The 14435-nt window shown below is 61.6% G+C and carries 13 protein-coding genes; 6 read left to right on the forward strand and 7 right to left on the reverse strand.

Annotated features, from left to right (window positions below; genetic code table 11):
• The 3 genes from C8K18_RS31600 to C8K18_RS31610 all read left to right on the forward strand — a co-directional run bounded on the left by C8K18_RS31600 (nt 1) and on the right by C8K18_RS31610 (nt 4090).
• Nucleotides 1–1500, forward strand: a complete 1500-nt coding sequence (locus tag C8K18_RS31600) for an aldehyde dehydrogenase family protein (RefSeq protein ID WP_107710924.1) — start codon at nt 1–3, stop codon at nt 1498–1500.
• 149 nt (nt 1501–1649) lie between these two features.
• Complete coding sequence (locus tag C8K18_RS31605) at nt 1650–2822, forward strand: FAD-binding oxidoreductase (RefSeq protein WP_107710925.1); 1173 nt, start codon at nt 1650–1652, stop codon at nt 2820–2822.
• Between the two features lie 50 nt (nt 2823–2872).
• Nucleotides 2873–4090 carry a PLP-dependent aminotransferase family protein gene (locus C8K18_RS31610; RefSeq protein WP_107710926.1) on the forward strand — a complete coding sequence of 406 codons (1218 nt, stop codon included), beginning with the start codon at nt 2873–2875 and terminating at the stop codon, nt 4088–4090.
• Here the strand turns inward: C8K18_RS31610 and C8K18_RS31615 are convergent.
• The 3 genes from C8K18_RS31615 to C8K18_RS31625 form a co-directional block, all read right to left on the reverse strand.
• Complete coding sequence (locus C8K18_RS31615; protein ID WP_181324961.1) at nt 4087–5178, reverse strand: LacI family DNA-binding transcriptional regulator; 1092 nt, start codon at nt 5176–5178, stop codon at nt 4087–4089. The two genes, C8K18_RS31610 and C8K18_RS31615, sit on opposite strands and share 4 nt — an antisense overlap.
• Nucleotides 5179–5285: 107 nt before the next feature.
• Nucleotides 5286–6236, reverse strand: coding sequence for a dihydrodipicolinate synthase family protein (locus C8K18_RS31620; RefSeq protein WP_107710927.1), 951 nt, complete (start codon nt 6234–6236; stop codon nt 5286–5288).
• A 40-nt stretch (nt 6237–6276) separates the two neighbouring features.
• Nucleotides 6277–7596, reverse strand: coding sequence for an MFS transporter (locus C8K18_RS31625; RefSeq protein WP_053859647.1), 1320 nt, complete (start codon nt 7594–7596; stop codon nt 6277–6279).
• Between the two features lie 432 nt (nt 7597–8028).
• Here C8K18_RS31625 and C8K18_RS31630 point away from each other — a divergent pair, with 432 nt between their 5' ends.
• The 3 genes from C8K18_RS31630 (at nt 8029) to C8K18_RS31635 (ending at nt 10498) form a co-directional block, all read left to right on the forward strand.
• Nucleotides 8029–8235 carry a hypothetical protein gene (locus C8K18_RS31630; protein WP_029971549.1) on the forward strand — a complete coding sequence of 69 codons (207 nt, stop codon included), beginning with the start codon at nt 8029–8031 and terminating at the stop codon, nt 8233–8235.
• A gap of 164 nt (nt 8236–8399) precedes the next feature.
• The gene (locus tag C8K18_RS33450) at nt 8400–8573 is read left to right on the forward strand and encodes a hypothetical protein (protein ID WP_165919888.1); all 174 of its coding nucleotides are present in this window, start codon (nt 8400–8402) and stop codon (nt 8571–8573) included.
• Between the two features lie 782 nt (nt 8574–9355).
• A complete protein-coding gene (locus C8K18_RS31635) occupies nt 9356–10498 on the forward strand; it encodes a porin (protein ID WP_006047700.1) in 1143 nt (380 codons plus the stop codon).
• Nucleotides 10499–10599: 101 nt separating this feature from the next.
• On the opposite strand, the gene C8K18_RS31640 is transcribed toward C8K18_RS31635, so the two are convergent.
• The 4 genes from C8K18_RS31640 to C8K18_RS31655 form a co-directional block, all read right to left on the reverse strand.
• Nucleotides 10600–12159 (reverse strand): methyl-accepting chemotaxis protein, encoded by a 1560-nt coding sequence (locus C8K18_RS31640; RefSeq protein WP_107710929.1) that lies wholly within the window; start codon nt 12157–12159, stop codon nt 10600–10602.
• Between the two features lie 201 nt (nt 12160–12360).
• Entirely contained in the window at nt 12361–12585 is a 225-nt protein-coding gene (locus C8K18_RS31645; RefSeq protein WP_029971551.1) for a hypothetical protein, read from the reverse strand.
• Between the two features lie 291 nt (nt 12586–12876).
• Entirely contained in the window at nt 12877–13080 is a 204-nt protein-coding gene (locus C8K18_RS31650; protein WP_006047703.1) for a cold-shock protein, read from the reverse strand.
• Nucleotides 13081–13398: 318 nt separating this feature from the next.
• The gene (locus tag C8K18_RS31655; protein ID WP_107710930.1) at nt 13399–14034 is read right to left on the reverse strand and encodes a LysE family translocator; all 636 of its coding nucleotides are present in this window, start codon (nt 14032–14034) and stop codon (nt 13399–13401) included.
• Between the last annotated feature and the right edge of the window lie 401 nt (nt 14035–14435).

The following is a 14435-nucleotide window of genomic DNA, read 5'->3' on the forward strand; positions in this document are numbered from 1 at the left end:
GTGAAAGCATCGACAATTCTCTCCGAACTCGGCATTTCCCACCTCGCGGAAGCGGGCGACATCGCCGTTCACTCGCCGATCAATGGCGAACTCATCGGCCGCGTCGCGAGCAACACGGTTGCCGACGTCGACGCCGCGCTGGCCAACGCGCAGAAGGCTCATGCAAGCTGGCGCAGCGTGCCCGCGCCGCGCCGCGGAGAGTTGGTGCGCCTGCTCGGCAACAAACTGCGTGAGCAGAAGCATGCGCTCGGCAGCATCATCACGCTCGAGACCGGCAAGATTCTTCAGGAAGGCCTCGGTGAAGTGCAGGAAATGATCGACATCTGCGACTTCGCGGTCGGCCTGTCGCGTCAGCTTTACGGCCTCACCATCGCGTCCGAGCGTCCGGGGCATCGCATGGCTGAAACGTGGCATCCAATGGGCGTGTGCACCGTCATTTCCGCGTTCAATTTTCCGGCGGCCGTGTGGTCGTGGAATGCGGCGCTTGCACTCGTGTGCGGCAATGCGGTGATCTGGAAGCCGTCCGAGAAAACCCCGCTCACCGCGCTTGCCGTCGACAAAATCCTGCAAGACGCGTTGAAGGAATTCGGCGATGCGCCGGAAGGCCTGACGCGCGTCGTCAATGGCGGCCGCGATGTCGGCGCGAAACTGGTTGCGGACCCACGCTCGAATATCGTCAGCGCGACGGGCAGCACGGAAATGGGCCGCACCGTCGGCGTCGAAGTGGCGCGCCGCTTTGGCCGCTCGATTCTCGAGCTCGGCGGCAATAACGCAGGCATCGTCTCGGGCACCGCCGATCTGGAACTGGCGCTGCGCGGCATCGTCTTTTCGGCGGTCGGCACGGCAGGTCAGCGCTGTACGTCGCTGCGCCGCCTGTTCGTTCACGAAAGCGTGTACGACAAGGCCGTCGAGCGACTGAAGACGCTCTATAGCAAAGTCGTGATCGGCAATCCGCTGGAGCAGGGCGTGCTGATGGGACCGTTGATCGACGAGCAGTCGTTCAACCGCATGCAGGCCGCGCTGGAGCAGGCGAAGAGCGAAGGCGGCAAGGTATTCGGCGGCGAGCGTCACGCGGTGGCCGGCAATGAGAAGGCGTTCTATGTGCGCCCCGCCATTGTCGAGATGCCTTCGCAAACGCCGATCGTACTGAAGGAAACCTTCGCGCCGATTCTTTACGTGCTGAAGTACAGCGAATTCAATGACGCGATCGACGGCAATAACGCAGCCGTGCACGGCCTTTCTTCGTGCGTGTTCACTACAGACCTGCGCGAAGCCGAGCGATTCCTGTCGGCGTCGGGCAGCGACTGCGGTATTGCGAACGTGAACATCGGACCGAGCGGCGCGGAAATCGGCGGCGCGTTTGGCGGCGAAAAGGAAACCGGCGGCGGGCGCGAATCGGGCTCCGACTCGTGGAAGGCGTATATGCGCCGCGCGACCAACACGGTCAACTATTCGTCGGCACTGCCGCTTGCCCAGGGCATCGACTTCAATATCGGTTAAGCGGGTTTCTTTGCATATAAACGGCCGTTGTGAGACGGCCGTTTTTTTAAGCCGGCCCCGCTTTTGCGGGTCTGTCGGGCAAGGTCGATTACTCTGCGTCGGCTGGCGCTTTTTGAAATCGCCTCGCCGTGTGCAATCGGGAGCAAGTCTTGAGTTCTCAAGTCGTTATTGTCGGCGGCGGCGTTATCGGTAGTTCTATCGCTTACTTCCTGCGCGCTTCCGATCCGACGGTTTCGGTGACGGTGATCGAGCGCGATCCGAGTTATGCGAGGTCGTCGTCGGCGTTATCGGCCGCTTCGATCCGGCAGCAGTTTTCCACGCCGCTATCGATTCAGATGTCGCTGTACGGCATCGAATTTCTGCGCAATATCGGCGAGCTTCTCGAAGTGGACGGGAATAGGCCGTCGATCGATCTGCATGAAGGCGGCTATCTGTTTCTCGCGACGCCCGCCGGCGATGCAACGCTGCGCGAGAATCACGCGTTGCAGACGAACCTTGGCGCGGACATCAATCTGATGGACCGGCGAACGCTGAAGGCGAGATTCCCGTGGCTGAATGTCGAAGATCTCGTGTCGGGTGCATTCGGCGAAAGCGGCGAAGGATGGTTCGACGGCTACGGGCTCGTGCAGGCGCTTCGCAAGAAAGCGCAGTCGCTCGGCGCGCGCTATGTCGCGGCCGACGTAACAGGCGTGGTTCGCGAGGGCCGCAAGATCACTGACGTAATCGCCGGCAATGGCGAGCGCTATGCATGCGATACGGTGGTGAATGCGGCGGGCGCGTGGGCGCGCAAGATCGCCGGCATGATGGACATCGACATTCCGGTGTTCGCGCGCCGCCGCAGCATTTTCAACGTGTCGTCGCCGGCGCGGCTCGAAGCTTGTCCGCTGCTGATCGACCCGACTGGCGTGTACTTCCGCCCTGAAGGAAAGACCTATATTTGCGGCACATCGCCGGGCGCGGATAACGATCCGGACGATCTGCCGCTCGACGAAGTCGACCACGCGCTTTTCGACGACGTCATCTGGCCGACGCTCGCGCATCGCGTACCGGAGTTCGAGGCGCTGCGTGTCGAGAACTGCTGGTCGGGCTACTACGAGTACAACGTGTTCGACCATAACGCGATCATCGGCTATCACCCGCAGATCGAAAACTGTGTGTTTGCCAATGGCTATAGCGGACATGGTCTTCAGCAAGGTCCGGCGACGGGGCGCGGTGTGAGCGAACTGATTCTGAACGGACGCTATGTGTCGCTCGATCTCTCTTCGTTGAGTTGGCAGCGCTTGCTGGAAAACCGTCCTATTGTGGAAAAGAACGTGGTGTAGCACGGGTTTTATCCACGTAGTCTGATCGCCCGCTTCGAGCCCATCACAACATGTACGAATTCACCGCGCCTTTCCAGAATCCTTCGGGCTCTCCGATTCGCGAACTGTTCAAGTATCTCGGCGAGCCCGGCATGATTTCGTTTGCCGGCGGCTATCCCGCGAGCGATCTGTTCGATGTAGACGGTCTAAAGCAAGCAGCGGGCCGCGCGTATCACGACCCGAACCTGTGTCTTCAATACGGACCCACCGACGGGCTACCCTTACTCAAGCACCAACTCATCCAGTTGATGGCGCGCCGCAATGTATCGTGCGAGCCGAACGAGATGCTGGTCACAACCGGATCGCAGCAGGGACTCGACCTGTTGCTTCGCGTGCTGGTGAGTCCAGGCGATGTCGTGTTGACCGAGCAGCCTGCATATCCGGCGACGCTTCAGGCATTTCGGCTTCAGCAGGCAAAAATCGTTACGGTTCCCGTCGATGCGCACGGCCTCGACGTCGCCCGTCTCGCCACGCTTCTTGCGTCCGGTACGTTCGCGCGACCGAAGCTGCTCTACACAGTGCCCACGTTTGCGAACCCCACAGGCGCAACGATTACGCGCGAGCGCCGCATCGCATTGCTGAAGCTGGCGGTGCAGTACCGGTTCGTTATTGTCGAAGACGATCCATACGGCGACCTGCGTTTTTCCGGCGAAGCTGTGCCCTCAATCCTTTCTCTTGCGTCCGAAGTCGACGGCGCGCGTGACTGGGTGGTCCATTTCGCGAGCCTCTCGAAGATCGTTGCGCCCGGCCTGCGTGTAGGCTGGACGATTGCACCCGCGGAAATCACGCGCCGCTGCGTGATCGCCAAGCAGACAGTCGACCTTTGCAGCGCACCGTGGACGCAAGCCATCGCCGCCGAATATCTCGCGGACGGTGCGCTCGAACGACATCTGCCGCGCATTACCGCAATGTACGGACGCAAATGCGAGGCGCTATGCAACGCACTGCACGCACAACTCGGCGATGCGCTCGAGTTTCATCGGCCCGAAGGCGGCATGTTTGTGTGGGCGCGTTTGAGTGAGAACGGCAACGGCATCGACGCGTCCGCGCTTCTTCAACATGCGATCGCCAACAAGGTGATGTTCGTGCCAGGCAAGGCGTTTTTCGCGGACAACGTCGACGCTGCGTCGCTGCGCCTGTCGTTTGCAGCGCCGGGTATTGCCGACATCGAAGAAGGCGTAGCGCGGCTCAAGCGCGCATATGGCGAGGTAGTGGCGGGCGGTGCTTAGCCGGCCGCGCGCGTAGCCGCCGGCCCCGACGACTCTCTCACATGCAGCAGCGCGCGCACTTCATGGCTGCGTTGCGGCCGCTTGCCGTCGAGCGCGTCGAGCAGATGTTGCGCGGTGAGCTGTCCGATTTCGTAGGTGTCCACACGCATTGTCGTGAGCGTCGGGCGAATCGCTTTGGATATTTCGAGGTCGTCGAAGCCCGTCACCGAGAGTTCATCGGGAATCGCAATGCCAAGTTCTTGCGCTTCACGCAGCACGCCGAGCGCGATGTGATCGTTGCCGCAGATGATCGCAGTCGGGCGTTCGCATGGCGCTTCCCAGATGGCGCGCAGACTGCGGCGCCCGAATGCAATGGTGGATTCGCCTTCGCACATGTGTTCCGGCCGCACCGCGAGGCCGTGGCGTTCGAGCGTCGCGCGAATGCCGGCGACGCGCGCCTGCACGCGGTCGTTGTCGCGCGTCGGTTGGATGCACACAGCGAACGAGCGATGACCGAGGCCAATCAGATGCTCGGTCATCTGCACATAGGCGGCGAAATTATCGAAACCGATGCAAACGTGCGGGCTTTCCTTGCGATACGCGTACGTCACCGCATACGGCACGCGGTAGAGCCCCAACGCGTCGAAGAGTTCGGGTGGATGCGCTTCGCCGACCACGGCCATCGCCTCGGCGCCGCGCGCGAGCATCGCCCGCACCTGCACGAGCGCCTGCGCGGGATCGTAGTTCGAGCAGCCGAGCACGAGCGTAATGCCGCGCGCCGCGAACGCGGCCTGCATGCCGCTCACCTGCGACGCGAACACCTGATCGTCGAGCGTGGGAATGATGATGCCGGCAATGTGGCTGCGCGTGGACGCGAGCGCGCGGCCGGCGGCGTTGGGAAACCAGTTGAGCGTGACGGCGGCCTGCTCGACGCGCTCGCGCACGGCGGCGGATACTTTCTCGGGCTCGTTATAGACACGCGATACGGTCGCCGTCGAAACGCCCGCGAGCTTCGCGACGTCCGACAGCACCGTGCGGCCCGTGCCGCGGCGCACGCGGTTCGTCTGGGTTCGGGCAGTGGAAGCGGGTGACTCGGGCGTGTCGGACATGAGTTCGAAAAGCAAACGCGAAGCGGGAAGCCTGCCATCTTACCGCCGCGCTTCGCACAGCGTAATCGCGGCGATGGAACGCATGGCGCGGCATAGCGCGCGCAGTACTAGCGGAGCGCCGCGATGCGCGCGCGAAAATGCTCGGTGCCGGCGACGATCTTGTCGAGGATCGCATCCAGCGCCCAGAACCGTTCGCGCACGTCGTAGTCGATCACGCGGCAGCGGATCGAGCCGAACGTGCCGATGCGCTGGTGGTACATCTTCGCAAGCGCGGGATAACCGAGCGATTCGCTGACGGCAGCCAGCACGAGGAACGTCGCGAGTTCTTCGGCGAGTGCGGGATCTTGCGCCGCGTCGTTGCGCAGCCATTTGTACAGGTCAGGATGGAAGTTCGTGAACACGCCGTTAAAGCCCGCCGAGCCGGCTTTCATCGCGTCCCACGCAATGGCCGCGTTGGCGTTGAGGATCTTCAGCGGCGAGCCTTGCGCAAGGGCGACGCGGCGCTTGACCGTGGGCAGATCGCAGCTTACGTCTTTCAGCATGATGAAGCGGCCTGTGTCGATGCAGAGCTTTAGTTCGTCATCCGAAAGAAGCCGTCGGTAGGGTGCGGGACATTCATAGAGACCGAGCGGCACGTCCGACGGAAGGCGCGCGAGCAGCCGCTCGAGATTCGCGGCGAATGTCTGCGTTCCTTCGCGAGCGGGGTCGAGTCTGTTGGTCACGAGCACGACGCCTTGCGCGCCCGTGGCCGCGGCTACGTTGAGTTCCTCGGCTTGCGCGTCCGGATCGTCGCTGATGTGGCCGGACACCACGACAGGAATTCTGCCCGCGACTTTCTCGACGACGAAGCGCCCCAGCGCGCCGCGCTCGGCGAGCGTAAGGAACTGCATTTCGCTCGACTGCGCGACTGCAAAAAGCGCGTCCGATCCATTCGCGATGTACCACTCGATCAGACGTTCGAGGCCGGGGTAGTCGATTGCGCCGGAGTCGTCGAAGGGAGTCAGCATCACCGGGACGATGCCTTCAATTGACGAGGTAGTTTGCTGCGCGTTTGTCATGGTGTGATGCTCCTGAAGTGGGTTCGTGAGTCCGGCGCGCTCATGCCGGCGCCTGCATCGGTTCGTTGGCGGCGGGTTCGTCGGCGATGGGTTTGCGCACCAGCAGCAGGTAACTCATTGCGCCGATGAACGCGATGCCCGCGGCCGTCAATAGCGCGGGCACGAACGACCAGGTCTGCGCGATGTAGCCGGTGAAGATGGGCGCGAGTGCACCGCCGAGAAAGCCGCCGAAGTTCTGGATCGCGCCGAGCGAGCCGACGCGGTTCGGCGGCGCGGCCGCTGTCGCGAGCGCCCACGAACTGGCGGACGCCGCGTTGGCCAGAAAGATCACCACGGAGATGCACACAATCGCGAGCGTATTGCTCTGCACGAGCGCGGCCGGAATCGTGAACGCGACCATGCCGAGCATCGCGATGACCACGGAATTACGGCGGCTCGCGACCGGGCTCGCGCTGCGGCTCGTGATGAGATCGGAGAACCAGCCGGCCGTGAGCGAACCGAGAAAGCCGCAGAAAAACGGCACCGACGCGGCCACGCCGGTGTGCATCAGGCTCATGTGACGCGCCATCGTCAGATAGCCGGGCAGCCATGTCAGGTAGACCCAGTTCAGATAGACGGAGCCGAAGAAGCCGATCAGCATGCCCCACGTCGTGCCGTGCGAAAAGAGCGACCGCCATTCCGCGAACGTGACGGTCGGCTGCGACTTGCGGTCCGCTTCGTCGCCTTCCAGATAGAGGCGCTCGGCTTCGCTCATCGTCGCTTTCGCCGGGTCGCGATAGAGCGCGAACCAGACGGCCGCGACGATCAGCCCCACGACGCCGGTCACGATGAACGCCCAGCGCCAGTGAAAATTCACGACCAGCACCGAGAGGCAAAGCGGCGCGAGTGCGGTGCCGAGCGGCGACGCAGAATTGAAGATGCCGGTCGGCTTGCCGCGTGCGCGCAGCGGAAACCAGTTGCTGACCACGCGAGCCGCCGACGGAAACTGCGGCGCTTCGCCGATGCCGAGCACGATCCGCGCAAGCACGAACCAGCCGAAGGTGGACACGAAGCCGCCGGCCACCTGCGCGAGCGACCAGACGATCAGGCCGATGCCGAGCAGCTTGCGCGGTCCGATCCGGTCGACGAGTCCGCCGACTGGCAACTGAAACAGCGCATAACTCCACGAGAACGCCGAAAGCAGCAGGCCCATTTGCCCGAGCGTCAGGCCCATGTCATGACGGATCAACGGATTGGCGACGGCGAGCGTCCCGCGATCCAGATAGTTGACGATGCCGCTCACCATCAGCAGCGTGAGCGCCACGACCTGCGCGCGGCGGATGGTGGGCGGGGCCTGCTCGTGGCTCGGGGTTGCGCTCATGATCGTCGTCTCCGTTTCATGTTTGCGGTTTTGCTGGGCGACCGCGCCGATGCGATGCCGGGCGGGTGGATGTTGCGCGTCGTGGCGGGCGGCGCGCGGTGGTTCGGGGCCTTGGCGGCTTGTCTTGCTGTGCTGCTGCCGCAGGCGTTGCTACGTTCGGATGTTGTGTTAGCGCTTACATTACGACTCATCGGGTGGCGTTTAAACGCGGTGGCGCCCGCATCTAAGGTGGATTCGTCGCGATGATAGCGCTTACATTTTGTGTTGCACTGAGCGTGTGTGCAAGTCGAAAACGCGGTTGACGGGTAAACACCGACCTGGCGCGAGCACGTCATCGGCCTTCGTCCGAGCGCTAATAGGAACAGTGGCAAGCGCGGCACGCACCTTGCTAAAGCTCGGCGCACAGATAGAAGTCAAATAACGAGAATCGCCATGCCACAAGACCAGACCGCTACAGAGTTTTCACAGTCCCAGCCCGTGCTCGTCACGCCGTTGCACGGCGTCGTCGACAGTGCGCCGTCGCGTCAACTCAGCCTGCTGGCGTGCATCACGTTCTGCTTTGCGTGGCTGTTTGGGCTGGAGCCTTTTCTGACAGGCGCCGCCGATAATCCGACGACGTCCGGCGCGGATCGCCCTTAAAGGAATGTCCCGCAGCAACGACGCGGGAAATTTCCGCTACGCGCAAGCGCAGTTTCTACATCGACGATCAAGGGCTTCGGCCCACGCTGGCGAAGCGGCACACCGCGGGAATAGCCGTTGCGCGGCTCACGGTGGGAGATGTTCCCATCCGCAGGAGGCTGACCATGCAAACCGATCCCACCATCGACCCCATTGCCGACCCGTCGAACCAGCCGCTCGATGCGCCGGAAGAGCAGCCGCGTCCGTTGACGGACACGCCGCCCGACACCGATCCGCTGGCGCCCGGCAGTTCCCCAGAGGACGAGGACGCGCTCGGGCTGCCCGAAGACGACTCCTAGATCACGGAGTCCAGCCGACGGAATTGGGGAAACTACTCGTGAAAAGGCGAACGGCCGTGCCGTTAATGTAGATGGAAGGCCGTTCGATGCATTGCCGTCCGCTTTCAGCACCGGGTTTGTCACGCGGCGGTCGGCGCCGCAGTTCACCTCCGGGCAACGCCCGTGCTGAAGGCTTCACTTATCATTCACTTATCAGCATCGAATAATGTGAGTGCGGCGTCATTCCGCAACCGCAATAAGCCGCCTAATGGGCGGCTTTTCATTTTCTGCGCGAGAACTGGATACGGTTTTAATAGGCAATCCACGCGAGAAGACAGTATTAATTCGATTTAGTTCCCGGAATTCGTAAATAAACCTAACCGCTCATTACCCGCTGGCAATGCTGCTTAATTAATAAGCAGACTCCGCGAGCGGTTAATTGCCCGCCTGCTCCCCGTATTGCTTCGCGCGTATTACAACCTGTTGCATTTGCGCAACTTGAGTTATTGAAAAGTTGCAAATATTTTATGGCGGAGGCAGTCGGCCCGCCTGTCCCTTATTCCGGTTAATTCTCCAAAAACAATAACTTAGCGGAAACGGCCGTCCGATTATTGCGGATCGGGCAAGACCGTGTTGCGTGAATTGCGCGCGCCGCTATTAGGGTGACCCCCTACACTCACGCTTCGTTTCAAGGGTGCCCGGCCGTCCCAGAACGGGGCGGCGTCAAGGGCGGCGGCGCCTCCGTGCACCGCCGAGGCTGGTCCCGCTCCCCAACGAAAATTTATCGAACAGGAGTCCCACGCATGAAAAAGAGTCTCATCGTCGTTGCGGTTGCCGCATCGTTCGCATCCGTTGCTCACGCACAAAGCAGCGTTACCCTGTACGGCCTGCTGGACGCTGGCGTGACCTACACGAGCAACGTTGCTCACAACTCGAAGTGGGCAGCCGGCAGCGGCGGCATCGATCAGAGCCGTTTCGGTCTGCGCGGTTCGGAAGACCTGGGTGGCGGCCTGAAGGCAATCTTCACGTTGGAAAGCGGCTTTAACATCAACAACGGCCGTTTCGCTAACAACAACGGCATGTTCAACCGTCAGGCATTCGTCGGTCTGTCGAGCGCGCAATTCGGTTCGGTCACGCTGGGCCGTCAATACGACGCAGCGCAAGACTACCTGGCACCGCTGACCGCAACGGGCAGCTGGGGCGGCACGTACTTCGCGCACCCGTTCAACAACGACAACCTGAACACGAACGGCGGCTTCGCAGTCAACAACTCGGTCAAGTACTCGAGCGCTAACTACGCTGGCTTCACGTTCGGCGGCACGTACGGCTTCTCGAACCAGGCTGGCGCATTCGCAAACAACCGCGAATACAGCTTGGGCGCTGCTTACCAGTGGCAAGGTCTGCGTTTGGGCGCTGCTTACGCACAGCAGAACAACCCGGGCGCAACGAACGCAGCAGGCACGGCTAGCAACGGCGGCGCTTCGGACGGCGCATTCGCAGGCTTGACGGGCAACTTCCGTCAGCGCGAATTCGGCGCGGCAGGTTCGTACTCGTTCGGCCCGGCAACTGTCGGTCTGGCATGGACGCAATCGCGTATCGACAACGTTGCAGGTGTTCAGCAATCGCTGCGCGCTAACAACTACGAAGTCAACGGCAAGTACAACCTGACCCCGGCTCTCGGCCTGGGCGTGGCGTACACGTTCACCGACGGCAAGGGCTATGGCGTTGCCGCAAACGGTGGCTCGACCTCGGTTCGTTACCACCAGATCGGCCTGCAGGCTGACTACTCGTTGTCGCGTCGTACGGACGTCTACGCTCAAGCCGTGTACCAGCACGCAATGGGCGACGGCGGTGTCGCTTCGATCTACAGCGGCGATATCACGCAAGCTCCGTCGTCGTCGAAGAACCAGACGGCTGCTACGGTCGGTCTGCGTCACCGCTTCTAAGCTTCACCAGAAGCTGCTTGTTGTACAAAAAGGTGCCGTTCGCGGCACCTTTTTTTATGCGTGCGAGAAACGTGTGGGCGTGCGTGTGTCGTCGGCAACGATCAGCCGGCTTGCCCGACCCTGAACACAGCGACGGCCTCGCGCAGCCGCTCGGTCTGCTCGTCCAGCGAGCCTGCGGCGGCCGCGGCCTGCTCGACAAGCGCGGCGTTGCGCTGCGTGACGTCGTCCATCTGGCGAATCGCGAGATTCACTTCGCCGATGCCTGAGCTTTGCTCCTTCGACGCCGCCGAAATTTCGTTCATGATCGCCGTGACGCGGCGCACCGCCTCGACGACCTCGCCGATCGTGCTGCCGGCCTTGCCGGCCAGCGTCGAACCTTCGCCGACCTGCTCGACGGACTGGTCGATCAACACCTTGATTTCCTTGGCCGCCGTCGCGCTGCGCTGCGCGAGATTGCGCACTTCGCCCGCGACGACCGCGAAACCGCGGCCTTCTTCGCCGGCGCGCGCGGCTTCGACCGCGGCGTTGAGCGCGAGGATGTTCGTCTGGAACGCAATGCCCTCGATTACGCTGATGATCTCGCCGATCTTGCGCGAACTATCGGTAATGCCGGCCATTTTCTCGACAACGTCGTTGACGACCTCGCCGCCGCGCGCCGCGATGCTCGACGCGTCTCTCGCGAGTTCGGACGCGGTCGCCGCGTTGTCCGCGTTCTGCGTGACAGTTTTGGTGAGTTCATCCATGCTGGCGGCGGTTTGCTGCAACGACGCCGCCTGTTCTTCGGTGCGGCTCGACAAATCCAGATTGCCCGCGGCGATTTCCTTGGAAGCAACGGTGATCGTCTCGGCCGAATTTTTGATGCGCGCGACGGTGGCCGCGAGCTGATCGCGCATCTCGCGCAGTGAGAAGAGCAGGCTGGAGGTATCGTCGCGACGCAAGTCGATAGGCGTCGCGAGGTCGCCGCGAGCGATGCGCATGGCGATCTGCGCCGCCGCGGACGGCTCGCCGCCAATCGAACGCGAGACATTGCGCACCACGCGCGACGCGACGAACGACACGAGCACGCCGAGTACGAGCAGCATGCCGCCCGAGCGCAGCAGCGTCTCGTAGAACTGCGCCTGAATGTCGTCCATATAGGCGCCGGCGATGAAGTCCCAGTTCCACGGCGCAAAGCGCTTCACGTAGCCGATCTTTTCGCTGGGTTTGGTCTCGCCGGGTTTCGGCCACCAGTAACGCAGGTAGCCCGAGCCGGCCGACGAGCCGCCCGCCGCCGCGATGTCGTGATAGAGCGCGGTGCCCTTGGCGTCGCGAAAGCCGCTCATGTCCTTGCCGTTGAGCTGCGGGCTCATCGGATGAGCGACCATTACGGAGTCGCTGCGCACGATCGTCACGTAGCCCGATTTGCCATAACGCTGTGCCGTCACGCGGGCAATGGCCTGCTGCTTCGCGTCGTCGACGGAAAGCTTGCCGGCGTCCGCCTGCTTCGCGTAGTCCGCGACGATCGACGCCGCCATGTCCGTGACGTCGGCAAGCGCCGAGCGACGCGCGTCCATTTGTGCGCTACGCGCTTCGAGCGCGTTGACGACGGTCACGATCAGCAGCGCTACCCAGCAAAGCAGCAGGGGCACCCACAACTTCTGTTTTAGTGTCAGACGGTTCATTTATCGGATTCGACAGTGCGTTGAGCGCGAAATAGGGAGCGCGGGCGAGGCCGCGCCATAGTTCGCATAACGGCTGTCGAAGCGGATTCTTTATCCGCGTGCCGATAAATTGGGCAGGAAAAGCATGGCCGTTCTGGCCTGTGCTTTTGACGATAAGCGGCAATAGATCAGAGCTTCTGACTTCGCGCGCTTATCGTGGCGTCAACCGCGCGTATCGACCCACTCGCGTGCCCAACGTGCGGAATGCTCCAATGCCTGTTCTTCGTCGGCGAAGTAGTCGAGCGAATAGAACTGGTAGAGGCCATCCGCGCGCGCGCTGTCAGCGCGTTCGAGCAGCAGGTTGGACGAGAAGGTGCCATCGGGCAGACGGTGCGCCGAAGGTTGAACGGCATAGCCGTTGTAATGATGAATATGTTTGTTTTGCATTTGTATTTTAATAATGTACGGGTGCGCGGCCGCCATGCGAACTGTCATTGAGTCGCGCGGACGAGCCGATTCAAAGCCATTGCGAGCCGAATCAGTACGCAGCCGGAAAGCTAAAAGGGCGTTGAAGCCGAAAGGGGAATGAGGTGCAACGAGGCGTTTGGCGCTCGGGCGAGTTGCCGACATAGCTGCAACTCTGAAGCGATCGCGCGCCAACTGTGGGAGACGAAGCTCCGCGAGGATGTCGCTGCAGCCCGATGTCCGTTGCCGGACACCGAGCCCTTCAAACTTTGCTTAGAGCGGCGTGATGTTGGCCGCTTGCAGACCCTTCGGGCCTTGCTTGGTTTCGAAGCTCACCTTCTGGTTTTCAGCGAGCGTCTTGAAGCCGTTGCCGCTGATTTCGGAGAAGTGCGCGAACAGGTCGTCGCCGCCCTTGTCCGGGGTGATGAAGCCAAAGCCTTTGCTGTCGTTGAACCACTTAACGGTACCGGTATCCATGAAGAATCCTTGAGGAAAGAAATAGAAAATATGCTCTTGCGAAAGAGCGGCTGAAGCGTCAAGGAGGGAGAGGACAACGAATACCGCTGAGGGAGCGAGACATTGATGAACAGCAATCGAACTTCTTGAACTTCGGATGCAACAGTAACCGCTGGGGCATACCGGCGTCAACACTTATCTTGTAACTATCGTTGGAGAGCCGTTCGACAGTCGTTCGCTCGCAGCCGGCCGCGGCCTGACAATGCCGCCCTGATAGCCGTCCTGTTCGCGGCCAACGGCTTTTCGTCGATGCAAGCAAAGCCGTTGGTCCGCACAATGTCAGATGCCGACCTTGTGCGCGGTCACGATCAAACGCAAGCCAAGTGCCGCGACGGCGCTTGCGGCGATGCGATCGATCCACGCTTTCCACTGCAGATAGATTTCGCGCGGGCGCTTGCTCGAAAAGCACAAGGCGACGATCGTGTACCAGCCCGCTTCGATGGCGAAGATGGCGGGCGGCAACGCGAAATAACACCAGAGCGGCGGATGCTGCGGCAAAAGCGCCGCGAAAATACTGCCGTAATAAACCGCTGTCTTGGGATTGCTGAGTTGCGTGCTGAGACCGATCCAGAAAGATCGACGTGGATTGGTCGGCACGCTTTGCGTCGCGTCGAACGCAAGCGGTTTGGCCGCGCCGCTCCAGATCTTCGAGGCCAGATAAATGAGGTAAAGCCCGCCGGCCACTTTCAGGCCGATATAAAGCCATTCGACGGTCGCCAGCAACGTGTATAAGCCGAGCAGTGCAATGCCGCTAAAAAACACGCCGCCGATGCCCATGCCGAGCGCCGTTGCCAGACCGTCGCCGCGCGACAGACCAATCGCATTGCGCGCGACGATGACGAAACTCGGTCCCGGACTCATCGCGCCTAACAGCAGCGCGGCAAGAATAGTGAGGATGGCGGTTGAGGCAGGCATGATCGTGTCTCCTGTGCGTTTCTATTGGGTATGAACAGACGATGTGCCGAAACATAGCACGGGCGTGAGCGTGCCGCTTCTGCTTTATTGAATCGGTTTCACATCGGCGATATTCACAATGCAATAAACAATAAGCGCCGCGCAATGCAAAGAAGTACACGCTGGCTGCAAGCAGAATTGTTTGAATGCTAGAATTGGTTTCATACGCTGAAGATGCTTCGGGACTCCGGGCAAGCGCGGTGCGATTCAAGCAGTAGCGGCGAATTCCCCTTAAATCCGAGACTTGCTGGGCATGATTTCCAGATGCGTTTCTTTGCGCATCGGGCGAGGCATTGCAACCTCATTGCGCGCAGCTCATCTCAATCATGCGTGAATAGCGCATAGGCTTCGCGTTCTTTTAG

Origin of the sequence: Paraburkholderia sp. GV068 (genome assembly GCF_003058125.1) — a bacterium.
In the GTDB taxonomy this organism is placed as follows: domain Bacteria; phylum Pseudomonadota; class Gammaproteobacteria; order Burkholderiales; family Burkholderiaceae; genus Paraburkholderia; species Paraburkholderia graminis.

Excerpts from the sequence above, each read along its gene's own strand:
- C8K18_RS31640 (WP_107710929.1), bottom strand. The coding sequence starts at position 12,159 with ATGAACCGTCTGACACTAAAACAGAAGTTGTGGGTGCCCCTGCTGCTT.
- C8K18_RS31625 (WP_053859647.1), bottom strand. The coding sequence starts at position 7,596 with ATGAGCGCAACCCCGAGCCACGAGCAGGCCCCGCCCACCATCCGCCGC.
- C8K18_RS31610 (WP_107710926.1), top strand. The coding sequence starts at position 2,873 with ATGTACGAATTCACCGCGCCTTTCCAGAATCCTTCGGGCTCTCCGATT.
- C8K18_RS33450 (WP_165919888.1), top strand. The coding sequence starts at position 8,400 with ATGCAAACCGATCCCACCATCGACCCCATTGCCGACCCGTCGAACCAG.
- C8K18_RS31620 (WP_107710927.1), bottom strand. The coding sequence starts at position 6,236 with ATGACAAACGCGCAGCAAACTACCTCGTCAATTGAAGGCATCGTCCCG.
- C8K18_RS31615 (WP_181324961.1), bottom strand. The coding sequence starts at position 5,178 with ATGTCCGACACGCCCGAGTCACCCGCTTCCACTGCCCGAACCCAGACG.
- C8K18_RS31650 (WP_006047703.1), bottom strand. The coding sequence starts at position 13,080 with ATGGATACCGGTACCGTTAAGTGGTTCAACGACAGCAAAGGCTTTGGC.
- C8K18_RS31630 (WP_029971549.1), top strand. The coding sequence starts at position 8,029 with ATGCCACAAGACCAGACCGCTACAGAGTTTTCACAGTCCCAGCCCGTG.
- C8K18_RS31645 (WP_029971551.1), bottom strand. The coding sequence starts at position 12,585 with ATGCAAAACAAACATATTCATCATTACAACGGCTATGCCGTTCAACCT.
- C8K18_RS31655 (WP_107710930.1), bottom strand. The coding sequence starts at position 14,034 with ATGCCTGCCTCAACCGCCATCCTCACTATTCTTGCCGCGCTGCTGTTA.
- C8K18_RS31635 (WP_006047700.1), top strand. The coding sequence starts at position 9,356 with ATGAAAAAGAGTCTCATCGTCGTTGCGGTTGCCGCATCGTTCGCATCC.